Source organism: Porphyromonas canoris, assembly GCF_000765975.1.
Lineage (GTDB): Bacteria > Bacteroidota > Bacteroidia > Bacteroidales > Porphyromonadaceae > Porphyromonas_A > Porphyromonas_A canoris.
Genome location: NZ_JQZX01000008.1, coordinates 213,473 through 238,049, shown reverse-complemented (window position 1 = coordinate 238,049; position 24,577 = coordinate 213,473). Strand labels below are relative to the sequence as shown.

General features: G+C 45.0%; 13 protein-coding genes and 2 tRNA genes. 7 read left to right on the top strand and 8 right to left on the bottom strand.

Translation table 11 applies throughout. The features are described 5' to 3' along the window. Nucleotides 1–482: 482 nt before the first annotated feature. The 8 genes from HQ29_RS09865 to rplS all read right to left on the bottom strand — a co-directional run bounded on the left by HQ29_RS09865 (nucleotide 483) and on the right by rplS (nucleotide 11,026). Nucleotides 483–2,168 carry a leucine-rich repeat domain-containing protein gene (locus tag HQ29_RS09865; protein WP_152566481.1) on the bottom strand — a complete coding sequence of 562 codons (1,686 nt, stop codon included), beginning with the start codon at nucleotides 2,166–2,168 and terminating at the stop codon, nucleotides 483–485. A gap of 473 nt (nucleotides 2,169–2,641) precedes the next feature. Continuing rightward, nucleotides 2,642–4,405 (bottom strand): DEAD/DEAH box helicase, encoded by a 1,764-nt coding sequence (locus tag HQ29_RS03940; RefSeq protein WP_036844391.1) that lies wholly within the window; start codon nucleotides 4,403–4,405, stop codon nucleotides 2,642–2,644. A gap of 134 nt (nucleotides 4,406–4,539) precedes the next feature. Next, a complete protein-coding gene (locus tag HQ29_RS03935; RefSeq protein ID WP_052089788.1) occupies nucleotides 4,540–5,877 on the bottom strand; it encodes an NCS2 family permease in 1,338 nt (445 codons plus the stop codon). 213 nt (nucleotides 5,878–6,090) lie between these two features. Continuing rightward, complete coding sequence (locus HQ29_RS03930; protein WP_082226833.1) at nucleotides 6,091–8,685, bottom strand: alpha/beta hydrolase family protein; 2,595 nt, start codon at nucleotides 8,683–8,685, stop codon at nucleotides 6,091–6,093. A gap of 24 nt (nucleotides 8,686–8,709) precedes the next feature. Next, nucleotides 8,710–9,519 carry a 4-(cytidine 5'-diphospho)-2-C-methyl-D-erythritol kinase gene (ispE, locus tag HQ29_RS03925; RefSeq protein ID WP_036867655.1) on the bottom strand — a complete coding sequence of 270 codons (810 nt, stop codon included), beginning with the start codon at nucleotides 9,517–9,519 and terminating at the stop codon, nucleotides 8,710–8,712. A 123-nt stretch (nucleotides 9,520–9,642) separates the two neighbouring features. Beyond that, nucleotides 9,643–9,726, bottom strand: a tRNA-Leu gene (locus HQ29_RS03920). Between the two features lie 43 nt (nucleotides 9,727–9,769). Further along, nucleotides 9,770–9,843 (bottom strand) — tRNA-Arg (locus tag HQ29_RS03915). An 832-nt stretch (nucleotides 9,844–10,675) separates the two neighbouring features. After that, complete coding sequence (gene rplS / locus HQ29_RS03910) at nucleotides 10,676–11,026, bottom strand: 50S ribosomal protein L19 (RefSeq protein WP_036791350.1); 351 nt, start codon at nucleotides 11,024–11,026, stop codon at nucleotides 10,676–10,678. Between the two features lie 381 nt (nucleotides 11,027–11,407). On the opposite strand from rplS, the gene HQ29_RS03905 reads away from it, so the two are divergent. The 7 genes from HQ29_RS03905 (at nucleotide 11,408) to HQ29_RS03875 (ending at nucleotide 24,322) form a co-directional block, all read left to right on the top strand. Further along, nucleotides 11,408–13,132, top strand: coding sequence for a BACON domain-containing protein (locus HQ29_RS03905; RefSeq protein WP_036867653.1), 1,725 nt, complete (start codon nucleotides 11,408–11,410; stop codon nucleotides 13,130–13,132). 139 nt (nucleotides 13,133–13,271) lie between these two features. Further along, entirely contained in the window at nucleotides 13,272–16,094 is a 2,823-nt protein-coding gene (locus HQ29_RS03900; RefSeq protein WP_036867651.1) for a S8 family serine peptidase, read from the top strand. 46 nt (nucleotides 16,095–16,140) lie between these two features. Next, nucleotides 16,141–17,094 carry a PorV/PorQ family protein gene (locus tag HQ29_RS03895; protein WP_036791339.1) on the top strand — a complete coding sequence of 318 codons (954 nt, stop codon included), beginning with the start codon at nucleotides 16,141–16,143 and terminating at the stop codon, nucleotides 17,092–17,094. A 795-nt stretch (nucleotides 17,095–17,889) separates the two neighbouring features. Next, nucleotides 17,890–18,399, top strand: a complete 510-nt coding sequence (locus HQ29_RS03890) for a subtilase family N-terminal domain-containing protein (protein ID WP_036867648.1) — start codon at nucleotides 17,890–17,892, stop codon at nucleotides 18,397–18,399. Nucleotides 18,400–18,845: 446 nt separating this feature from the next. After that, entirely contained in the window at nucleotides 18,846–19,037 is a 192-nt protein-coding gene (locus tag HQ29_RS03885) for a hypothetical protein (RefSeq protein ID WP_036791333.1), read from the top strand. A gap of 519 nt (nucleotides 19,038–19,556) precedes the next feature. Beyond that, the gene (locus HQ29_RS03880; RefSeq protein WP_036867889.1) at nucleotides 19,557–23,960 is read left to right on the top strand and encodes a DUF4332 domain-containing protein; all 4,404 of its coding nucleotides are present in this window, start codon (nucleotides 19,557–19,559) and stop codon (nucleotides 23,958–23,960) included. Between the two features lie 98 nt (nucleotides 23,961–24,058). Then, the gene (locus tag HQ29_RS03875; protein ID WP_052079447.1) at nucleotides 24,059–24,322 is read left to right on the top strand and encodes a phospholipase D-like domain-containing protein; all 264 of its coding nucleotides are present in this window, start codon (nucleotides 24,059–24,061) and stop codon (nucleotides 24,320–24,322) included. Nucleotides 24,323–24,577: the final 255 nt, after the last annotated feature.

Here is a 24,577-nt window from a genome sequence, read left to right as displayed (position 1 = left end):
ACTTTCCCACGCAAATGTGTACCTTTGCAAGTGATAATAGTGAGCGTTCTTTGGCTATTCAAAACAATGTGCCTCAAAGCACTCCGCTCATTTCTAAATCGTTACCTATCTATCCACTACTAAATGGTAACACTCTGCTCCTCAGTGAGATAGTTCGCAGGCAAAAAGTTTATATGGAAATTTTTTTTCGTGCGCACATAATTTTTTTTTCGTGCGCACATAATTTTTTTTTCGTGCGCACATAATTTTTTTTTCGTGCGCACGTAAATTTTTTTTCGTGCGCACGTAAATTTTTTTTCGTGCGCACATAAATTTTTTTTTGTACGTACGAAATTTTCATCCTCTCCGAAACCGACTTTTTCTCTTTTCCCAATCCCGACTTTCCGTTTCGGCACAAAAAAAGCAGTGCCGGCACTTATCGCACCGGCACTGCCCCAATCTGTTTATAATATTTTACGCCCCGCCACTTCGGGGGTGAGAGGCTACTCCGAAATAGGATCAAGAGATACCGTCCAACCCTTGTCCGTGGCGATCTTCTTGTTGCACGCATCCGTACCCGGATTGTTTGCGATCCAGATCTTCTTCTCGCCGGAGGTCTGCCCGGTTACATCGGGAAGTGTTCGGAATATCTCGTTCAGCGTCTCCGCACTCAGCTTACACTGTCTGATCCATAACTCCTCCTTTATGCTGCGCGAGATCTTCAAGGAGCTAAGGTTGGTGTTCTCCTCGCAGTCCAAATAAGTCAAAGCGGTGTTCTTGCTAACATCCAACGAAGAGAGGAAGTTATTGTCGCAGCGCAACTGTTCCAAAGCGGTGTTCTTGCTAACATCCAACGAAGAGAGGAAGTTATTGTAGCAGTCAAATCTTGTCAAAGCGGTGTTCTTGCCAACATCCAGCGAAGAGAGGGAGTTCTTGTAGCAGAACAACTGTTCCAAAGCGGTGTTGTTGCTCACATCCAATGAGGAGAGCTGCTCTCCTCTACAACGAAAATCGGTTACCTTTCCATACACCGTAATGCTTTGGGAGCCAAGTGTGTAATATTGGTCGGAGTCAAATGCGGTTACGTTCTCGCCCGCATCTTTGACCTTGTTGTTGTTCAGGTCTATCCAGACGTTCGCTTGGTCTGCTTCATCTGCATTCATCTGAATCTTTATCTTCTCGCCCACGGCTTTCGTTGTCGTCAGAGTGATGAAAGGGAGATCCTCTTCCACGTCATCGCCCAAGATCGTCAAGCGGTTGTCTTTCCACTCTGCCCGTACACGATACGCCTTGCCCGGAGCCATGAAGAACGTTTTGGCTATCTTCCTGTTTGCAGAGAGCTGAACGCCGTTGTCCGTCTTTATGGATATGCCGAACTCCGGAATATTTCTCTTTTTAGGGTAGTGCCATACCGCAAAAGTGTGAGTGGCTCCGGGTGCTATCGAAACAGCAGAACCCGCCTCCTTTATCGGGTTGGGCTTGGTGCCATCGACGGACAGCACATTCTCTGCCGAGACTTTATAGAAATGAATCTTTCCGTTTCCGGGCACATATCTCCACTCTTCCGCATCTCCCTTTACGGGATAAAGATGACAGTTGGACACCCTGAGCTCCTCTCCCGAACTGTTTTTTAGATCTACATACTCGATACTGCCGAGATGAGAGAAGTCCAACTCTATATCCGTCTCATCAGGATCGACATCCTCCTCGGCAATTACCGGGACAACCATATCTTCCAACCTGTTCTCCCTCAATGGCAATATGTCCACGAGGATCTCTCCATCCTGTACACGTGCACCCGTCCCCGGTATTCCGCAGAAAGCGTGAATGGTGTACTCCTGCTGTACGTTTATGATTTCCGGCACTTCGATGCTCAACCTTGCCAGCTTGCCATCCTGCTCGATGGAAGAGATGGTTACCTCCACGGGAGCGGTCAGCGTCCCGGTCTGCTCGAAGATAAATGCTACCTTGTCGCCCGCTTTCCAACGAGCAGCGAGAGTATTGCCATCTGCTCCTTTCTCCAAGCCAACCCGCATTCCGGCTTCATTCTGTGACATGGATGCCGTAAGAGTGAGCTTTCTGCCTTTTTCTTGCGAAACCAGCTCCGCACGATCGTTACGGCAGCTTGTCGATAAAATAGTGAGGAACAACATTAAAACGCATACTACACTCGTAAAAATCCGTTTCATCTGATTATGTATTTCTATTTATTCTTATTCAATGATCAAAAAGCATCCGGGGTTAAGACCTTCGGAATACCGTCTGTTCATCAGGGGTATGGTTATTACCCCATAAAACAAAGGTATGCATAAATGTATAAATATTCAAGGAGAGGTCTCGGTCTTCACGATAAGCCTTAACAAAAAAGAAGATAAACAGATATAAAACTTTCTCTGAACTTGTTCACTCCCCGAACTCAAGTCTTGAGTTGTGCAAATCAAAGCTTGCATTGTGCAAACCGCGTCTTGATCTCCACAACTCAAACCCCAATTCCCAACAATCGCGCCCTGCTTCAGACCTCCGAAAAGGTTCAACCAAAGTTCTAAACCTGTTTGTTCTACTCTCTGAACAGATTCAGGCACAAAAGTCTCCACACAAAAAAGAGCAGAAAGCAATGCTCCTGCATCTGCTTTCTGCTCTTCTATCGTTTCCTTCGGAAGGATTATCTTCTCCGTCTTCCGTTGCCACTCTTCCCGGCACGGCGCATATCTTTGCGCGATGTAGCGGAAGATCTGTCTCGTCCATGCCCGGACTCTTTCTCTCCTGCACCGCCTTTGGGTTGCGCTTTACGTACCATGATAGCTCGCGATCCCACTTCAAAATCGTTCATGGAAGAGATAACCGTCTTGGCATCTCGTTCCGGAACTTCAAAGTAAGAGAATGTATCGTAAATATCTATCTTGCCTACCTCCACACGTGCTCCGCCTGTGGTGGCGTTGAGAAGCTCTATGAGGGAGTTGGGATACAGCTTATCACGGCGTCCGAAGTTGATTTGCAGACGAGCATATCCCGGTTCGGGGATGCCGTTCTCGCGCTGTTTCTTGCGTCCTCTGCGCTCCGATCCTTTGGAACGATCGTCGTGCAATGGTTTGTCGGGCACCTCTTCCACCTCTTGTGCGGCACGATAGTACTGGAGAAGTCTGTGGCTCTCCATAGAGATGAAGCGGCGTATAAGCTCCTCTTTATCTATCCACGAGAGTTTGGAGACGATGGCGGGGAGGATGGCAGAGAGCATCTGGTCTTCATCATCGGGCAGTGTACTCTCTATTTTATCCGCAAGCGTGAAGAGCTGTCGCTCGCATACCTCTCTTCCGGTGGGTACGTAAGCGCGTTCTATCTGACTGCCTATAATCTTTTCGATGTCCCTTAGACGCCCTTTCTCGCGAGAGTGGCAGATGGCAATGCTGAGTCCGCTTTTTCCTGCACGGGCAGTGCGTCCGCTTCGGTGGGTATAGCTTTCCACATCTTCGGGCAGACCGTAATGGATGACGTGTGTAAGGTCGTTCACATCGAGTCCGCGTGCTGCCACATCCGTAGCGACAAGGAGTTGGAGGTTGCGGATTCTGAACTTCTGCATCACATAATCCCTTTGAGCCTGCGACAGATCGCCATGCAGAGAGTCGGCATTGTAGCCGTCCTGTATGAGTTTGTCGGCTATCTCCTGCGTCTCTCTCCGGGTACGGCAGAAGATGATGCCGTAGATATTGGGATAGTAGTCCGCAATACGTTTAAGTGTCAGATACTTATCTTTTGCCGCCACCATGTAATAGATGTGGCGGATATTCTTGTTGCCCTCGTTCTTTGCGCCTATCACGATCTCCGTCGGCTTCTTCATGTAGCCGGACGCAATGGCTGCAATCTCCTTCGGCATGGTGGCAGAAAAGAGGAGCAGATGTCTTTCGGATGGCACTTGAGCAAGGATCTCTTCGATGCTTTCCGTGAAGCCCATATTTAGCATCTCGTCTGCTTCATCGAGCACAACGTCTCTCACGGTGGAGAGGTTCACCACTCCTCGCTTCATCAAGTCTATAAGGCGACCCGGAGTGGCTACGATGATCTGCACTCCGGAACGGATGGTGCGGATCTGCTGCTCTATGGAAGCACCTCCGTAAACGGCTACGATGCCCACGTTTTTCATGTATTGCGAGTAGTCGGCAAGGTCTCCGGCAATCTGCACACAAAGCTCACGAGTGGGAGCCAGTATGAGTGCCTGAGGGATGCGTTGCGTTGTGTCTAAGTTTTGAAGGAGAGGCAAGCCGAATGCTGCCGTCTTTCCGGTTCCGGTCTGAGCCAGTGCGATGATGTCTCTGCTCTCTCCAAGCAGGTGGGGTATCACAGCCTCTTGTATAGGCATAGGCTGATCATAACCAAGCGCTTCCACAGCGCGAAGAAGAGGAGCAGATACTCCCAGTTCGTTAAATGTCATATATTATTATAGATAAATGCAGAATAATATTCTTCTGCATGGTGCAAAGTTACGATATTTCAACCAATTAACAACAAAAGAGCCACCGAAAGAGAAAATCCCCGGCAGCTCTTTTATGATATTTGAAACGGATTTTATTGGAAAAGAGAAGCAATGGTATCGAATAGAGGAGTCTGCAACATGTAGCGCAAAAGCAGCAGGGCAGATACCACATAGAGTGTTACACTCACCTCTTTGAAGCGTCCGCACAGCATCTTTACCAGCGTGAAGCTGATGAGTCCAAGCGCCATACCTTCCGCTATATTGTAGGTAAGCACCATAGTAAGCATGGTGATAAAGCATGGCATCGCTTCTGAAATGTCCGAGAGATCTATCTCCTGAATGGCACTCAACATGAACACTCCCACAAGCACCAATGCTCCCGTGGTGGCGGCAGAGGGTACGAGCAGGAAGAGAGGAGATAAGAAGAGAGCGGTGATAAAGAGTATGGAAGTGGTGAATGCGGTCAAGCCCGTGCGACCACCCTCGGCAATTCCCGAAGCACTCTCTACAAATGTGGTAACGGTAGATGTTCCCAATACCGCCCCAACGGATGTAGCCACGGCATCTGCCATCATTGCCGGCTTGATATTCTTCACATTACCCTGCTCGTCCATCATTTCTGTCTTGGCAGCTGCTCCGATAAGTGTTCCCACCGTATTGAATATATCCATGAAGACCAATGCAAAGATGGTAAGAGCCATATCCATATTGAGCAGTGCGCGGAAGTCGAACTTCAAGAACGTCGGCTCCAATGAGCGCGGCATGGATACGGGGGTGAAAGTATCGGGTAGAGCCGTTACACCCATCGGGATACCTATGATGGTACATATCACTATACCGTAAAAGAGAGCACCTCTTACCTTTAGGACAATGAGAGCCGCACTGATAAGGATACCGATGCAGGCAAGCGTGGCAGCAGGGGTAAAGGATCCGAGCGTAACGAAAGTGGCTTCGTGCGAAACGATGATACCCGCATTTTTCAGCCCGATAAAGGCTATAAACATTCCTATACCGGCTGAGATGGCGTAGCGAAGATTGACCGGAATACATTTGACAATCTGCTCCCGAATGTTGAACACCGTAAGCAGGATAAAAATAATCCCTTCGACAAAAACAGCGGCAAGTGCGGCCTCCCAGCTGTAACCCATTCCCATGACGAGCGTGAAGGCAAAAAAGGCATTGATACCCATACTCGGAGCTTGAGCAAATGGCAGCTTTGCCAAGAAAGCAATCAGGAGTGTTCCCACTGCGGAAGCCAAAGCGGTAGCGGTGAAGACGGCTCCTTTGTCCATTCCGGTAGCACTGAGGATGTCCGGATTTACCGCCAAAATATAGCTCATAGTGAGAAAAGTAGTAAGCCCGGCTATGACTTCTGTGCGAAGTCTGTGCTTACCGGAGTCGAAGCCGAGGCTGCGAAGTAAAACGTTCATAGTGTGTAGAGATGTCTTGTATTGTGTATGATTTAAGCGTTATTCTCGAAAAGAGAAGAAAAGAAGCTGTTCCCCTCCTGTTTTTTCGGCACAAAGGTATAAATTCTAAGAGAACTGCTAAAATTCTAAAAAAATAAAAGCATCCGGGAAATGCCTTTTGAGCATTCTCCGGATGCTTTATGTTTAGTTTCGGGAGCTTACCCGATGCCCCGATTAAAGGTTATTCGCAGGGAAAAGATCGTTCCACCAAGTAGGGTCATCCTGCAAATGTTTAGCGAACCAAGCCATTATCGTTGAGGTCCATGCAAGACGTTTCTCCGGGTTTATAATACCATGATCTTCTCCGTAGATACGTACATACTCTACCTCTTTACCTAAAATCTTAAGAGCCTGATACATCTGTACACTCTCTCCATCGGGCACATTGGTATCTTTTGTTCCATGAAGCAGAAGAAGAGGCGTGTTGATCTTGTCTGCCAAGAAGAGCGGGCTATGCTTGGTATAAAGGTCGGGGTTGTTCCATGGATAGCTGTCCGCACTTGCAACACTGCTATAACCTACTCCCCAATAACCCTCTCCCCAATAGGATGAAAGTGCCGAGATACCGGCATGACTCGCCGCAGCAGCAAAAATATCCGTTTGTGTCTGCAAGTATTGAGTCATAAAACCTCCGTAGCTTGCACCCATACAGCCTACTTTCTTCGCATTCACGAAAGGATGCGACTTACAGAAAGCCTTTACTGCGCCTATGATTTCGGCTGCGGTGCGATCGCCCCAAGCATTCACGTGACGAGCGGCAAACTCCTGTCCGTAACCGGTAGAGCCGCTGGGATTCATGCTATACACGACATATCCCAAAGAAGCATACATTGCCAAAGAGTAAGAACCTTCAAACATACGGTTTACGGGAGATGTTCCGGCGTAGTAGTAGACAATCATCGGATACTTCTTGTTCGGATCGAAGTTGGGAGGCAGATAGAAACGCCCCTGAATCTCGGTGCCGTCGGGAGCTATATAGTCCCAGTCCGCCATGTTACTGCGGATAAGATCTTTACCTTTCTCGGCATCAAGATCGTACAAAAGGGCTTCTCTTCTCTTCTTGGCATCTATCGTGTAGAAGCGATCCGAGGATGTGGCACTCTGTCCGATATAGGTAACATCTCCCGAGAGAGCAGATACAGAGAAGTTTTTCACATAGTCTTCTTTCTTGGAAAGACGGGTTATCTTACCGCTCTTAAGATCGCTAACGTAGAGAAGTTTACGGTCTCCCACCTCTGCAATGAAGTATGCTTCGGGGCGGTTGGTAGGTACCGAAACGGTTTCGATAGAGCGGTCAAGACTCTTGCTAAGCGGTCTTGCCGTCTTGTTCACACGGTCATAGAGGAAGAGCTGGGTGTCGTAAGTGTTGACGATCATCCCCTTAGGAAGAAGTCTTCCTACGCCATGGAACGCATCGGCACTACCGGTAGCCACAAGCATATTAGGCAGTGCGGAGTAGTACAAGCTCGCTATCTCTGTATCGTTTACGAAGAGCGTATCCACTCTTCTTGTCCTTAGATCCACTTCGTAGTAGCTTGTGGATCTGAACGGACGCTTGGTAGGCGTAGGAGTAGATACGGAGAAGATCAGCTTGGAATCGTCCGGAGCAACATCTTGAATATATGTGGATCTGTTTCCGAATGTAACCGGATAGAAGACTCCGCTCTTCAAGTCGAAAATAGAAATAAAATTCCGGTGTCTGAAACCGGGTAGTCTGTCTCCGGGAGCAGCAAGACGATCCAGGTTTTTATTGTATTTCTGTCCCTCTTCCGATACATTGAAGATCAAAGATGTCTCTCCCGGAGACATAAAGTAGCTGCCTGTTTCCGGAATGCCGGAGTGAATCACTTCACGCTTCATTGCTTTCGGATCATAAGCATACAGTGTACGTCCCTTCTCGGTAGTCTCATCGTAGTAGAGTTTGTCTGTCTTAGGCATCCAGCGTGCACGGGATGCAACGCCGTCGAACTCCGCTATCTTCTTTCCTTTATGGAAGAGCAACGACTGCTCTCCTGCTCTGCTTGCAGCAGATGGACGGAAGTAGAGAATGACGTAATCGCCACTCGGAGAGATTTGAGACCCTGCCAATGTGCGTCCGTAGATCATAAAGTTCGGATCTGGATGGTGCTTGGCATCCGAGCGTACCTCTACTATTCTGTCTTCGCGATCGGGAGTAAATCCGGCACGAAGCTCTATGTTTTCCAAAGAGTCCTTGCTTGAGAGTGCCACCTTAACCGTAACAGCGTGTGTCTTGGGTAGCAGTGTAATCTTCGAGGTTTGTGGTTTGATGCTGTCGTTTACCGCCTTTGCTCCGACACCTTTTAGCTTTGAGGCGTTGTCCACCAACACTTCAAAAGGAGCGTTACACTCTATCGAGAGCGTTCCCTTGGTGTAAGTTTCCGGAAGGAGATTGAAGTTGAAGATATGATACTGCAAGGTATTGGGGTCTGCTATTCTCTTCACAGGCACACTGAATACAGGCTTCTCTCCACTTTTCGGAGAAAGAAGAGTGCGTGTGTCATTGGCAAGATTGACACGGGGAGAATAGTACAGCATGGTCTGTACATCGTAGCTCTTGCCGGACAGATTTGTACTATCCGAGAGCACCGGACGGGATATATTCACCGGACCGGCATATTGCAATCTTTTGGCATAAGAGATCTTCGGAGTCTTGATCTCCTGTTTGGCTTTAGTGTCCTGCGCCAAAAGAGCACCGCTCCCCAAGAAAAGAGAGCACAGCATTGCTGCTAAAAATGTTTTACGGCTCATAAAAATGTTTGTGTTATTTGGTAATTATAATTTCATGAGAAATGTTCGCCATGTCTTAAAAGAGTAGAGATCCGGTTCACTGTCAAAGATGCCGTACATGGCAGAACCCGACCCGCTCATTGAAGCATAAAGGGCACCTTGCCGGTACAACAGCTCTTTGATCTCGACAAGATGAGGATGACGAGGGAAAAGAGAAGACTCGAAACGATTGCTTACTACTCCTCTCCACTCTTTCAAAGGCAGATTCAGCCTTTCTCTTAAATCCACCTCGGGTTTCATCGGACAGACTCCGGAGTACGCTTCCGGTGTGGAGATATAAATATCCGGCAGCAACAAAAGAAGATGATACCCCTTGAGAGAGAAAGAATCAAAAGGGGTCAAAATGTCTCCGATTCCCTCTCCGTAAGTGGGAGAGTCGTACAGAAAACAGGGGACATCAGCACCCAATCTCGCTCCCATGAGAGCCAACTCTTCACGAGAGCAGTTCAGGTGAAACAGCTCATTCAGCATCACGAGCGTGCTTGCTGCATCACTCGACCCTCCGCCAAGCCCTGCACCATGAGGGATATGCTTGCGCAGAATGATCTTTACAGGTGGCAACCCGTACTGCGACTCCATCATCCTGTATGCCTTGACCACGAGATTCTGCTCCACCGGACAGTCGGAGAGCGCATCTCCTCCATCAAAAGAGAAAGTCTCCACTCCCGAACATATTTCCAGTACATCTGTCAAAGGGATAGGATAAAACAGCGTCTGGAGATTGTGATACCCATCCGGACGCTTCTCGACAATCTCTAAACCGAGATTGATTTTTGCTTTTGGAAATGTAAGCATTCTTGCAAGATAAGTGAGAGCAACGGTTCTCTCTACGAGATAGTTGCTTGTAACTTGGGCAAAGATACAAAAAGGTGCCTGAATGCTTAGCGCTCAGGCACCTCTTGTTACTTTTTTTCTCTGTGCGCAGGATGAGATTCGAACTCACACACCGGAACCGGCACTACCCCCTCAAAGTAGCGTGTCTACCTATTTCACCACCTGCGCTCATGAGGCAAAGCCTCTGAAGACATTTTCCATCTTATTGTTGTGATCAGGCTGGGATTCGAACCCAGGACCCACAGCTTAGAAGGCTGTTGCTCTATCCAGCTGAGCTACCCGACCTAATTCGCTTGAAACCGGTGTCCCGATTTGCTGTGCAAAGGTAATGTTTTTTTTCGTACCACACAATAGAGGCCCCAATAAATTGTTTCACACTCCAAATCTCCCCTCTTCCAAGACGTCATTTTTATATATTCCATCCCTCAAAAAGCTCCGCCAAACATCTCTCTCTATTTCATCCTCCACCTCTGTTTTCGGAGGGGTCCCGAATTTGTTAAATCAGCCCGTTTTATTAACACTATTTTCGACGCCTGTTCACCCAAAACGCGAAACAAGCATATTTTGTCGGCTTAACGTGTTTAATTTTTCAGTAAACACGTTTACCGATTTCATTTAATACGTTTACCGGATTCGGTTAACGTGTTTAGCCAAATCCTCTAAAACGCTAATAATCAATAAACTACATATTTTCACCCTAAAACACTCCTGAAAAGGTAGATTTCTTCATTAGGGAACATTTACAGAGGCAGGTGTTAAAATTCACATCTATTAACGCGAAAAAGCCCCATCAAACGGACTGAGAAAAATTTTTCTCCGAATTTCAAATTTCACCATAAACCGATCACCCACAGAGAGTTGAGATAAAACAATCTGCCTTTTCAGCCCCAAAACAGAAGAGAAAACGGAAAGAGAAGAGAAAAACAGGAGAGTCCGTTTTTATATAAAAGCTCCCCCAAAAAGGGAGTAAAGAATATCCCCGAAACATACCCCAAGCAGCCCAAAAGAGTAAAATGAAAAAGAGCACTGTCCGAAACAAAATCGGAACAGTGCTCTCTCTTTAACCCAATCTATATAAAGAAGCCCTGGACAGGCTTCGGGGAGTCTGCCTCCCTCCTTAGTAAGTGCGAAGCTCTTTGATACGAGCCTTCTTACCGGTGAGTTTACGAAGGTAGTAAAGCTTGGCTCTACGCACACGACCGCGCTTATTCACCACAATCTCTTCAATAAACGGAGAGTTGAGAGGGAAAATACGCTCTACACCGACACCTCCTGAGATCTTACGCACGGTAAACATCTTCTTGTCTCCGTGTCCGGATATACGAAGAACATCTCCACGAAACTGCTGGACACGCTCCTTATTACCTTCACGAATGCGGTATCCTACGGTGATGGTATCCCCGCTCTTGAAACGCGCATGTTCTTTACCGCTCTTAAATGCCTCTTCGGCTACTTTAATCAAATCCATAATATTGATCGCTTATACATATATATAATAAGCCAAACGCAACGTACATAGGCCACACTCTGTAATAACATTCCTATCAGAGGTTACGCAAAGCGGTGCAAATATAGTTATTATTATTAAGACTCCCAAACATCTCCCCAAACAGCTGATGGAATGCCAAGTCTCATAAAAAATTTTTTTTTGCTTCAGGGCAAAAGAATTTGTTTATTAGAAAATATTTGCCGTAATTTATGAGCAGAATTCAATATTCAAAGCGCTCTTGACTACCTTACCCTATCTTCATCAATCTGATGTTGATGATTATAGACTATTTTTGACAACCATTTACTTGAATAATTTTTAACCTAAATGTATTTTTTACTAACTCAAAATCTCAAGATTATGAAGCTAAAAAACTTTCTTGCTGTGTTCTCAGCAGTCGTTCTTGCGAGCTTGATGAGCGTTTCTTGTACGCCAAAAAATGACGGGCCGGAAGAACCTACTTTAACGCTATCTGCGCAAACCCTAACCTTAAACAACCAAGCACAGAATCCGACAGAACCACAAGTTCAAGTAACAACAAACCAAACCAAGTGGAATGTATCTACGAACGCTGAGTGGCTTACAGCTACTCGCAAAGGCGAAGGCATCGTGGTTGGAGCACAAGCAAACACTCTTGGAAAAGATCGTAAGGCTGAAGTTATCGTTTACGCAGGTGGCCTTATGGAAAAGATCGCTGTGACTCAAAGCGCTTCTAAGATTTTCATCAATGTTTCTTCTGAAACAATTGAAGCTCCTGTAAGTGGCGGACAATTCCTTGTCGCTGTAGAAACAAATGCAGAACAATGGTCTATGGAATTTGAACAGACAGATTGGCTTAACGTTACCAGAGCCGGTAACTTTGTGAAGGCTGAGGTTGCTGCTAATAAAACAGACAAAGCACGCGAAGCTAAAGTATTTATAAAAGTTGGTGCAGAAGTTAAGGCTATCAGAGTATTCCAAAATATATCTAATGCAGTTTACTTCCCTATTTTTGATGCTGAGATGAGCGTCTTCCAACGTGCAAAAATGGAGGCAGCACAAGGCTCTATCATAATAAGCTTGCGCGAACCGGGACAAAGCTTCTTCGGACCACAACCGGGTATGCTGACAGTAATTCCTGAAGCAGACGGTTTCATCAATGCTACTTATCTTATTCCTTTCAATAACCCGAAAACATGGAAAGTTATTGTAGCAACAACAGACACATGGGAAAGAATTGCAGAAGGAGCATTTATCGAAGCTCTTAAGAATGCAGGATTTACCTTTATGCAAGATATGTCTGCAGCGAAGAAGCTTGTGTATCAAAACAGTGATAAGATGTTACGTGCTACCATTCTTCAAGAACCTCAAGAGGATGGAACAATGGTTTATGGAGTTATATTCGAGCACTACTACATTCAAGATAAAGACTATCCAACGTTCTCTAAGTTCCCATACCTTCTTAAAGAGTTCTTGGATAATAAAGACAAAAAGACTGCGGATGTTGTCGCATTTATGACAGAACGTGGATACAAGAAGGAGAAAGATTATCCAAATCAAAAAAAACCGGAAGAACTCCAGGCTCAAAGTTTTGTTAAGGAAGGTGAAGTTGGAAAAGAAGAGGCGAAAGATGTTTTGGCATTCTACCACAAAACCGGAGATGCCGGACTAGATCCTGCTCTACTACAAAGTTTGACTCAATTCGCTCAAATCTTCAGCCAAGATAAGATCAACTTGGTAATGTGGTTGCGTCCTGATGGTGCTTATGCTCCAACAAAAGAGTTTATCGCTCTTAAAGACAAAGAAGGTTTCGATGCAAACTCTTTGGAAAGAGATGGAAGATTCTTTTTCGTAACCAAGGAAGACCTTGTATTGATGCTTAGACCGGCTCAATTCAGCGACGTAAATCCGGGTGAAGTATCTCTTCAATTCGCAATGTGGTATGAAGAAGGTGCATCAAAAATACAAGGAGCTCGCCTAAGCCACTATTACTACGGTAAAGATAAGAACGAAGTGAAAGCTAGATTTGAAGCAAAAATGGCTTCTCTTCAAAAAGCAGCTGCAAACAAAAATCAAACAAAGTTTGAGAAGTTTTCTCTTAAGTAACCATTAAGACCGTAGTTCATTTATATAGACTTAATGTATAAATGAGATAGTTTAGATATCCCCACCGAGAGTGTAGCAGGGTACACTGTAGCCTCTTCGGTGGGGATATTTCTATCTACTTTAAAGTAATAACAAGATCATGAAAAAAGTATATTTGCTGAGCGTTCTCTTTGGGCTCTTGACAGTAGGAGGCTGCCAAAATGAAAGAGAAGTCCAATATGCGGACAACAGCCAACAAAAAGAACAACCAAACACATCATCGTCTTCTCTAAAAATGTATAATGTTCCTCCGGGTGCAGCTGTTCCGGGAGAGATTATCATCAAGATCACAGATGAAGTTGAGCAGAGTTTAACTCAGGCACAATTGGGAGAAGTACAAATGAGCAGTGTTCCCTCTTCTATGGGTTTTGCTCTACAAAGCATAAAGGCCACAGCTATAACAAGATTGTTTCCACCGGCAGGAGAGTTTGAAGAAAGATCAAGAAAAGAAGGCCTGCACCTATGGTTCATAGTACGTTTCGACAAAGGGGTGGAGATATCCAGAGCAATGCAAGCTCTTGATAGCGTAGATGGTGTAGAGATTGTAGAATTCAATCCTGTAATAGTTCCGGCTTCTGCTAATCAGCATCCTGCAGCCATAAATTTATTAAGTTCAACCGAAGACTACCTTAAAAGAAATGCCAAAATGCCATTCAACGACCCTCTTCTGAAGGAACAATGGCACTACAACAACATAGGAACCGGTGTTCCTGCGGGAGTCATGGGATCCGACATCAACCTTTTCAAAGCGTGGGAAATCTCCACCGGTACCCCAAATGTCATCGTCTGCGTAGTGGACGGTGGGGTAGATGTAGATCATCCCGACCTTGCGGATAATATGTGGGTAAATCAGGCCGAACAGAACGGGACTTCCGGTGTCGATGATGACAATAATGGATTTGTCGATGACATCAATGGCTACTGTTTTGTAACCGATCAAGGGAATTTACGTCCGGACGAAGATGCTCATGGAACACACGTTGCAGGAACCATCGCTGCAAAAAATAACAATGGTGTCGGAGTAGCAGGAGTAGCCGGAGGTAATGGAGACCCTAATACCGGAGTACGTATCATGTCGGCAGCGATCTTCCGAGAAGGTGCTCAGGGTGGCAACGCTGCGGCAGCTATCAAGTACGGAGCTGACAATGGAGCCGTTATATCTCAAAACTCATGGGGATATCCTTATCGTTCAGGTATCTATACTACTCCGAACTCTCTAAAAGTAGCCATCGATTATTTCGTAAAATATGCCGGTACTGATGGGAAAGGCAGCCAAAGACCGGACTCTCCAATGAAGGGTGGAGTTGTGCTTTTTGCAGCCGGTAATGATGGATTGGAATTTACAAGCCAACCGGCAGCATACGAAGGATGTATTGCCGTCTCAGCAATCGGAACAAACTTTAAGAGGGCTACCTACTCCAATTATGGCGACTGGGTAGATATCTCAGCTCCGGGTGGAGATCAGATGCTGTATGGAACAAAAGCGGGAGTCTTAAGTACGACCGACAAAAATGCTGCAAACGTAGCGGATTGGTACACATACTATCAAGGTACCTCCATGGCATGTCCTCACGCCTCAGGTGTTGCAGCTCTTATTGTATCTCATTTCGGTGGTCCCGGATTTACCAGTGAAGATCTAAAGACTCGTTTGCTGGCTTCTATACTACCGGTGGATATAGACAAGATAAATCCGGGAGCAGCAGGACGTTTGGGGTCAGGCTATGTCGATGCTTATGCAGCTTTGACTCTTAAAAATGATCAAAAAGCTCCGGAATCTCCTAAGTTCAACAGCAGTAAGATCAATGCAAATGTTAACTTCACAGAGCTTACACTATTTTGGAATGTACCCAAAGATGAAGATGATGGGACAGCGGACAAGTATGCCGTTTACATGTCTACGACCCCTCTTAACGCAAACAATTACAAAAAAGAAGGCGAACTTATAAGCAATCCTCTCGTCGGAGGCAAAGGCTTGTCTGTTAATGACGAAGTTTCTTTCGTGGTAAAGAAGTTGACTCCTGATAAAGAGTATCATTTTGCTCTTGTAGCAATAGACCGTTGGAATTTATTCTCGGCTCCATCCTTTATCTCCGTAAAGACAAAAAAGAACAATCCTCCGGTAATCTCCAACGTACCCGAAAATCCACTTGTTCTCTTGAATATCTTGGGAAAAGTCGAGTATGAATTCAATATTTCCGATCCGGATGGGCACAAGTGGCAATATACTTTGGAGGATAAGACCAACTGCGTAAGCGTAGCACGGATAGACAAAGGCTTGAAAGTTACTATCCGTCCGCTATCTTCTGCCGGTGAATACTCGTTCAATCTTAAACTTACAGACGAGCTTAAGAGTTCTTTCACATATACTATTCCATTCAGAATCGTTACCGTAACAGAGCCTGAATTTAAGAAAGCGTTCCCAACTCCAACAATAGGAGCTAAGGGAGAAGGAGCTTCTCTTAACCTTGCAGACTATGTAACTCCTCAAGAGTTCTTGACATTTACATACAAGGCTTCTTCATCCAACGGCTCGGTAGCTTCTGCCGACGTAGACGATAAGGGTAAGCTAACCATCAAAGGATACAAGCCCGGACGCACAACCATATCTGTGGAAGTAAGCAACGGACACATGTCATCCATGGCATCTTTCTCTGTTACCGTAGTTGAAGATCCTTCTCTCGATGTTTACTCTGTATGGCCTCTTCCAATGCAGAAGGAGTTGAATGTTTGGCTCAATCCGACACACAAGAAAGCTCACATCACTTTGATAAGTGTTACCGGAGCAGTTGTTTTGGATAAGGAAGTACCTGCAGATCATACAGGTGTTGCCAAGATCAATACAAGCAAAGTAGCTCCGGGAACATATACCTTGAAAGTGAAGACAGGCGGCAAACCTTATGAAAGAGCTGTCCAAAAGAGGTAATTGTAGATCATAAATTTTCAACCGTATCAATAACTATAAAAAAGATATGAAGATAAAATATATCATTGGAGCAATGGCCTTGGCAGCAATGGGACTATTCTCTGCTCCAAAGGCGGCAGCTCAAAGCCTTCCGATATTAGAGACTCCCGTTGATGCACGTACTGCTGCGATGGGTGGTGTATCATTGGCGCATACAGACAGAAGCTATCTTTATGTAAACCCGGCTTCCATCTTCCAAACAGACAAGAAGTTCACAGTCTCTGCAAGCGGACTTATGTTCCCTAAGATGGCTATGGCAGAAGGCAGACTCTTGAACGGAATGGCCACTGCCGGATGGAGATTCCTCGACCGCCACGTTGTGTATGCAGGTTTCCGCTATCAGGGAGGTCTCACTCTTCCTTCTATAAAGGATCAGTTCGGTACACCGGGCAAGCCGCTTTCTCCATTCGATTGGAGTGCCGACTTAGGTTATGCCTTCCGTTTCAATGACAAGCTATCTGCTTTTGCTTCCGGATCATTCATCCAAAGCTACACAGGCAGAACAGCCATGACGGGAACATTCAGCCTTGGAGCCAATTACTTCATGGATCTCACCAATAGTGGTGCAAAATATTTGAACATCGCTGCTCGCGTGTCCGATCTTGGAGCACCTATCGCTTACTCTGCCAAGGACGTGTTTGCGGTACCTTCAAGAGCCGAGCTTACAGGAGACTTTGCGACAGCAGTTTCTGATACTCACGAGTTCAACTTCACTCTTGGCGGAAGATACTTCTTCTTGGCATCCGATCCGCTATACCAAGCAAACATCGGTGCGGACTACACGCTCTACAAGATGGTAAGCCTTCGCGCAGGTTATCAGTATGGCAGCCGGTCTACCAGTGCTTGGAGTGCAGGTATCGGAGTGAAGTTCTACAACGTCAAGCTCGACCTTGCCGGCATCAGAGGCTTAGGAGAATATGGCTCTCAAAAGATGATGCTGTCTCTATCGTTCGACTATTGATCGCTCGATACCTATAAAAGAAAAGACCTGTACACGCAGCGTGTGCAGGTCTTTTTTTATTCCCATTCCGGCAGATCCCGAAGCAGCATCGCCACGATAGTTCCTCTCCCCTGCACTATCCCGGCTCCCGAAAACGATAAATAAAACTGCATTCACAAAACAGCAGCTGCCAAAATCACCCTTTCGGGCATTGCCCCTGCACGGTCTAAAGGCAAACCCTGCCACACAAAAAAGATAACAAAACGGACAGATGAACAACCCCATCCAAGAGCCCCCTATCCTTCTTTGCCGGAAGAGAACAGCCACCGGACACCTACCCGAAAGCTGCGTAGAAAATCTTCTTCCACAACGTTTTCTGAAAAGCAGCGAATCTTTTCCCGGAAATCTTTAGTGCTTTCTCCAAAAAGATTAGGTACTTTCGCCGAAAAGATTAGGTACTTTCGCCGAAAAGATTAGGTACTTTCTCCGAAAAGATTAGGTACTTTTCACAGAAAGATTAGGTGCTTTCCTCCAAAACCTTTAGTGCTTTCCTCCAAAACCTTTAGTGCTTTTCTCCAAAACCTTTAGTGCTTTCCTCCAAAACCTTTAGTGCTTTTCTCCAAAACCTTTAGTGCTTTTCTCCAAAACCTTTAGTGCTTTTCTCCAAAACCTTTAGTGCTTTTCTCCAAAACCTTTAGTGCTTTTCTCCGAAACCTTTAGTGCTTTTTTCCGAAACCTTTAGTGCTTTTCAAAGAAACCTTTAGTGCTTTTCAAAGAAAGTCGCTAAATTGCATCCGGATCCGTACACTTCACAAGATGAAAAGAGACAAGACAAAAGAAACGAGCCTTAGCCGCCGCACATTGGGAACGGTGCTTGCAATGGTTCTGCCGGTAATGATGCTGCCGGTCTCCTGCAAAAACAGTAAAACATCCCTGAAAAACAGCATGACAGAAACATCCGAAACAGCAACAGACACCTCCACCACACTTCGGGCAGAGGCATTCGTGCAAGGAAGGATACATATATACGTATCCGAAGCCGCACTGCAAAACATCAAGATGAACGACTCCGGCGAGATCTCCATGAGCAGTCTGCCTGCTCGTCTGACCTCCGTACTGAAGGAGATAAAAGCAACACGGGTGGAACGGCTATTCCCTCCGGCAGGGAAATATGAAGAGAGAAGTCGGCAAGAAGGGCTGCACAGATGGTTCATCGTAACCTTCGACAAAGGGCTCTCTCCCACCAAAGCTTGCGAGATGATGCTGTCTCTCCCGGAAGTGGAACAAGCAGAAGCCATACCGGAAGCTACGATGCAGATCTCTTGAAGAAGCTCTGTCGGGGAACGAAATCTTATCCCCTCTTCCCATAGGCATATCTAAAAACCGGATTATAGCTATTCGGAACTGTTTCTTAACCGCTTCAAGAGCGAATCTAAACCCGTTTAGAGTTGAAAAGCACAGCTTGTTCTCTGCAAATCAAGAGTCGATTTGCACCATTCGCATCTCGATTTGCACGCTTCGAGCCCTGATTTGCACCTCCGAACCTGAATAATGGAAAATACGAACGTGTTTAGAGGAAAAAGCAAAGCCGTTCAGAGCATTTCCCGGTTTAGTCTCGAAAAGGGAAAGAGTTTCCATCCTGTTTCCGTAGACAAAAAAGAAAAGAGTAAAATATGCCGCCTACCATAAATGGGAAGCACTCTCATCGGGGATTAAACTTGTAATCCTCCCCTATTTTTCGTATCTTTATATTGTACACATACGAAAGAAAGATGAATATATTAAAGAAATTACTTGGAACCCTTTTGGTCATCGGACTGTTTGTCCTTGTGTTTACAATAGCAAAAGGAATTATCGTCATTTCCAGCGCACTTCTAAAATTTGCCCTAATGATCATTCTCGGCATCTTTGCCATCTCGATCCTGATAGGGCTTTGGCGTAGCGGCACTAAGAAAAACCAATAACAACAAAAAGCATTGATACTCCGGTATCGATGCTTTTTTATAACGAGGCATTTACCTGCCATTTACTTCCGGGCTGTTCTGCGTGCAAATCTGCAAAAGATCGCTCCCAATCGGGAACATTCAGTTTGGTTCTTGAGACCGTTTCGGCATTGAGTTTCCGGATCGAAAAGGGTAGTTTGATAGTATCACTTCATCCGAAATAAGCAGCGGAGACACCAATAGAGCATTAAGAATCCTGTCGTTACGCATCAAGTCAAGGATGCTATTTAATCTAAAAATAAGGGGAGGGAAATGTTAATTCCCCTATTTTTTCTTGCAAGTTAAAACAAAAAGGTCTACATTGCATCAGACATCGGATTAAGGTTGGTATTCAGACCTTCTCCAAAAAGTGTATAAAAACGATTGAATACGCTTTAGAGGCGTTTTCTTATTTAACCCAAAACTATTCACACACGATTATAAAGGGTGTGTGAGCGTGATTGAAATCTGATATACGTTTAACATAAAAACTGTCATATTATGCCTGATCGAAAGAGTAAAATGGATGAGCAATGCCATTTGTACGGCAAAATACGTAAAATCTGTGAACAGAAAGTCAATGAGCCGGAGTGGCGCGTTCCTCTTAGTTTTGATATTCTAAAAAAGTTGGTTCTGAACAAAAAGAGTGAAGAGAATTTGTCCAGAGCGGAGCTGTTGATAGCAAAAGGATATTTTGAAGGAGATGGCGAACAGACACCGAATTGTCCCCTAAGCGCATACTTTACTTTGGAGAATGTTCTCAAGACTCTGAAGTTTTTAGATCAAAAAGAAAATAAGCCGAGTTCCTCTCTTATTCCCATCAAGGGGATTAGCCGTGTGATGCAAGCAAAGTTGAGGGATAAGCTCAATGTGTATGATGTTGCCACACTTCTGGTTAGAGGTCGCTCTCATAAAAAGAGAGTTTCCATGGCATCGAGACTTGGAGTGGATCTCAAACTTGTTACCAGCTGGATAAAGCAGGCAGATCTATGGAGAGTGGAAGGTATGACGACAGACATGGCGTATCTTCTGGTCCAGGCGGGAGTACGTAATGTGGAAGATTTGGCGAAGGTAGATGCAGAAAAAGCCTACCCGATTCTCACCAATATCAATGCCTCTCAAGTAGATTTCTCCCTCGTGGAAAAAGAGGAGCTTGAGAAAATGATTGCCAATGCGGCAATGTTATTGAAATATTCTCCAAGTCTGGCTTCATTCTGTATATCAAAAAGGAAAGAGTTTGAAGAAGGTATAAAAGAGACTCCTCATAGCAACATATCCGGAAAGATTGCTTCTCTTCGTCCGGAAGTAACTGAGATATTACGCTCCCATAGAGCGAAGATAAATTCTTGGGAGAATATAAGCTCTCTTCTCATTGGAGTTCCCGCTCAGATAGAGGCAGATGGAGTGCCTCCGGTGTACTTGTTCAAGGATGATTTTTCTTCTGAAGATGATGCGAGTGCAGAGCTCGAATCTATATACGAGATTATAAATGAGGTGTTGGGTTTTCTGGACAATGTCGAATACACCTTGCCTTTACCTCGGACAGCAAGCGGTACCGTGTTTATAAAAAAGGCGGACGAACCGGATGAAAATAAGAGATGTCTGCCGGGGGTATTGGTCGAGATAGATGGTATTGTAAGTCCGGACCAAGATAAGACAGAAGTCAATAAAAAACCTCGATGCTATACAGACGGCAATGGTAGGTTTATAATATCAATGCCCGACCGATATAGCCTCAAGGAGGCTATCACGATAACCATTTCCGATGGAAATAAAAGACAGAAGTTTTTGACAACGGCATCGGATTTTATCGATTCTGTTCCGGAACAGCAGATACTCAAAGAGTTTCTTGCTGTCGATGCCATCGGAGACAGTGCAGACAGCTTATCCGAGAGGATCCGATTCCTGGAGAGAAAGAAGGCAAGCATCGAAGCAAAAATAAGTAACCCGGAAACAACCGATAGAGCCAAGCGGATATTGGAGGAAGCTCTGCAGAAGATAAACGAGACTTTAGAAGGCAAAGGAGAGACTAAAGGGCTGAAGAGTGAACGAGAGGAGTTGAGGCAGAGGTATAGTGAAAAGAAAAAGGAGCTGTTGGAACGCTTTGGCACAAACGACCTAAAGAGCACTTTCGACCGGTTTATGGCATCTGCTTCCAAACTGAATGCTCAGCTGACTGCCACCTCCATAGGAGAAGAGCAGGTCAAGAGTGACGGATTCACTGTCATTCAAGAGATATTTGAAAACAGACGTATGGATATGCCTCGAGCGTTACCAAGCGTCAAGCTGATGGGTGAAGGAGGAGACGTTATAAAGCTACCTACTGACACAGCTCCGTCAAGGATATTTACTTATAGGATGCTACAGCGCCTGAAAGAGCCCGATATATTCCCCATACCTAAAGGTGCCGGCAAGAACGCGCGAGTAACACTGAACAGACCTGTAGATGTAGAGGCATTTAAGGAACAGATGTACAAGGATCCTCATAACTATCCACAAATGTCCACGCTCGGCATGGGTTATACACTCAATATGCATCAAGCATGGGTACCGGATGGCTTTGCTCTTGGAACTCTTTTGTACTCTTTGATCCTTGCTCCGGGAGAGGAACAACGCATCATTGTACGAGAGAATAAACAGAGATACAGTATTACAGATGTAGCAGAGGGAGCGGATGCAACACGCTCACGCTATGCTCTTTCTCAAGAGGACGATACTTCCGCAATTTTTAATCAGGCGATTGACCAGATGTCCAGATCCAATTCTAATTACAGCTATAGTACTTGGACGAACAGCTTTGGTGGAGGCGGTGGTATCGCCGGAGGTTTTGCTCCTTATGTCAGTGCAACTTTAGGACTATCCGGAGGTTTCTCAAAAACGAAAGGTCGAAGCTCTCTCTCTTCAAGCCAATCTAACTTTTACAGAGAAGCATCAGCCGCAGCCAATAGTTTTCAACACAATATCAAGAGAGCCTCAGCAAGGTTGTCTCAGTCGAAGCGTATAAGTATCACTACCGCGACGAACGATGTCTCCGATTCTGTTGCAACCAAGATCGTGGCGAACCACAACCATTCTCATGCAATGACTATCCAATATTGGGAGGTTATGCGTCGCTACCGTTTGGAAACATGTATTGATAGCGTCGACTTGGTGCTATTTGTTCCTCTTAAATTGATCAGATTCCTGCCTTCAGGAGAAAGTTTGATTTATCCGGCAGGCAGTATCGAAAGTTTTAATAGCGCAGCTTTCGCGAGGCGTTATGCCACAGTATTGAAGTATGCAAACTCTCTGAAATACTACTTACCTTATAAGCATTGGGCAGGAGTAAACCTCATTCAGAAATATGCAGCCTTACCACAATGGACAATGGAAAAGACAGGAGGGCAACCATCTCTCTTTTCATTCTCAATACAAGGTATATTCCTTTCATGTGATGATATTAAGGCTTATCTTGTTCTGAAGAATGGCAAGGGAACTGTCGCCGGAACGGTGAGTTATGAAAGAGTCCGGTTAGGAAGCGAATATGAAACAAGCAATGACCTGAAACGGGCGATAAGGGATATCAGAAATTCAAACACTTCTAATGGAAAATACCCAAAGAAAAGGGCGATACTTTCCTTTAATCTCCCCATTGGAGTTATTGATGAAGATATCTCACATGTAACTATCCGCTACTCTTGCGAACCTTTGCATTATACATTGTATAAGAATCCTAAAGCAAAGGCAGCTTCCGGCGTCTACGCAGATGAGGAATATAAGAGTATGATGGACAAATATTGGGACTCGATGAAGGATACCGACAATACTTCGGGTGATCTTAGAAAAATCGAGTACTACAGAAATGTCTTGCCTGAGGCATACATATCTCCCAATGTGTGGATATCATCAAGAGAAATGAATAGTCTCGGCTATCCGGAAATTGAGCTGATCGACAAACCGGTGAAATTCCAACTTGTACTATCCAACTCATCATTAGAAGGAGATGTTTATGTGGGCGTTTCGACAAGTTCCCATACGTTGCGTCGTACTGAGTTTCAACAGATGGAAGCCTTACTGCAATATCTGGCATCGGAAACTCTACGTTACTCTCAAATAGTTTGGAGGGGTCTTTCTGATGACGAAAGAGCAATGATGTTGGAACAGTACACCATAAAGATGGACTTTGAAGAGGCTATCTTGAATGCGAATGTTCAAACGGAAGAAGAGGATATAAGAAATTCCAATAGAAACAATGTCAACATTCCACTGCTCAACTGTGTTAATGTTAAAAAGCTTCTTGGGTTCTATGGCAACTGTATGCTATTGCCTTTTACATATCCTCAAAGCTTGGCAAAACTACTGGGCTGTACTGCCGCAGAAATGCAGGATGCAATATGCCGATACCATAGCAATAATTTCCGTGCACCAACAACTACAATATCTCTACCGACAAGTGGTATGATAGGTGAAGCGGTGTTAGGAGAAACAAATGTGAGCGAAAAGATTGACCTTACTCGTTTCTGGAACTGGCAAGACTCTCCAATTGATAAGATGGAGATTGATCATAAAGGTCTTAACTCTACAGATTGCTTGGCAGGTAAAACGACAAAGGGTATAACTCCTCTCAACTTACAAGAGGCATCCGCTGCAACTCCGGTTACGACAGCAGATCTACTAACTGCTTTGGTAAACAAAAAGCCTCCAATCTTTGACAATATAACCGGCTTAGACCAACTCAAGGAGATACTTAATGAGGGTACCAAGAGTGCATCTTCCGGTCGAGACAGGGCGATAGAATCTTCTGAAAAAATGGCAAAGGCTGCCTTACAATTTTTCTCCGCCAATAAGATAGATGACGAGGAAAAGAAGGAGGGAGATAACAATAAGAAGGAAACTCCGAAAAACGGAGGGACTGAAAAGAAATAAGAAGGAGCTATAAACAATTTGATTGTCTGTCTGTAAGTAATCAGGGAGAGTGAATTCTATAAGCAGTTGTCAAACCAAAATCTCAAAAAAAGATTGATATGTCAGAAAATATAGATATACAAGCATTAGTGGCGAAGTTGTTGGAACACGAAGTTTCGCCGGAAGTATTGGAAATAAAAAAGATGATACTTCGCAGAATAGCTTCGGAAAGCGATATAAAACCTTCTCGCATTCCTGCACCTATGAATATTACCCAAGTTGGCGGGTATGTTAATCTGCTCATGCAGCTTAACGAGCAAGAGATGCTTCGGCAGACTCTGGCTTCTATACTCGGACTACCAATGCAGACGCCGAAAGAGTGATACTTGCAAATACGGACGATAGTCTGTTATGGTTTATATCTCTTTTCAAACTTTGAGTTTGATCGTGGTATAGATTGTGGGAGGCTGTGGCGTATAGGAGGTCTTTGAATGATATGCAATGTGAACAGTAATTTGGTATACTTTCATCGGGTAGTTGCATCAATGCGGTTTCTGTAATTGATCGCTATCATGTCTATCCTTAAATAGAAGCACAAGGTTCGAAGCCGATCTGAAATTGATGAAAGTAGTACCTTA

Coding starts and splice junctions, on each gene's coding strand:
- HQ29_RS03885 (WP_036791333.1), top strand. CDS start 18,846: ATGAATATATTAAAGAAATTACTTGGAACCCTTTTGGTCATCGGACTG.
- HQ29_RS03895 (WP_036791339.1), top strand. CDS start 16,141: ATGAAGATAAAATATATCATTGGAGCAATGGCCTTGGCAGCAATGGGA.
- HQ29_RS03880 (WP_036867889.1), top strand. CDS start 19,557: ATGCCTGATCGAAAGAGTAAAATGGATGAGCAATGCCATTTGTACGGC.
- HQ29_RS03930 (WP_082226833.1), bottom strand. CDS start 8,685: ATGAGCCGTAAAACATTTTTAGCAGCAATGCTGTGCTCTCTTTTCTTG.
- HQ29_RS03875 (WP_052079447.1), top strand. CDS start 24,059: ATGTCAGAAAATATAGATATACAAGCATTAGTGGCGAAGTTGTTGGAA.
- rplS (WP_036791350.1), bottom strand. CDS start 11,026: ATGGATTTGATTAAAGTAGCCGAAGAGGCATTTAAGAGCGGTAAAGAA.
- HQ29_RS03900 (WP_036867651.1), top strand. CDS start 13,272: ATGAAAAAAGTATATTTGCTGAGCGTTCTCTTTGGGCTCTTGACAGTA.
- HQ29_RS03890 (WP_036867648.1), top strand. CDS start 17,890: ATGAAAAGAGACAAGACAAAAGAAACGAGCCTTAGCCGCCGCACATTG.
- HQ29_RS03940 (WP_036844391.1), bottom strand. CDS start 4,405: ATGACATTTAACGAACTGGGAGTATCTGCTCCTCTTCTTCGCGCTGTG.
- HQ29_RS09865 (WP_152566481.1), bottom strand. CDS start 2,168: ATGAAACGGATTTTTACGAGTGTAGTATGCGTTTTAATGTTGTTCCTC.
- HQ29_RS03905 (WP_036867653.1), top strand. CDS start 11,408: ATGAAGCTAAAAAACTTTCTTGCTGTGTTCTCAGCAGTCGTTCTTGCG.
- ispE (WP_036867655.1), bottom strand. CDS start 9,519: ATGCTTACATTTCCAAAAGCAAAAATCAATCTCGGTTTAGAGATTGTC.
- HQ29_RS03935 (WP_052089788.1), bottom strand. CDS start 5,877: ATGAACGTTTTACTTCGCAGCCTCGGCTTCGACTCCGGTAAGCACAGA.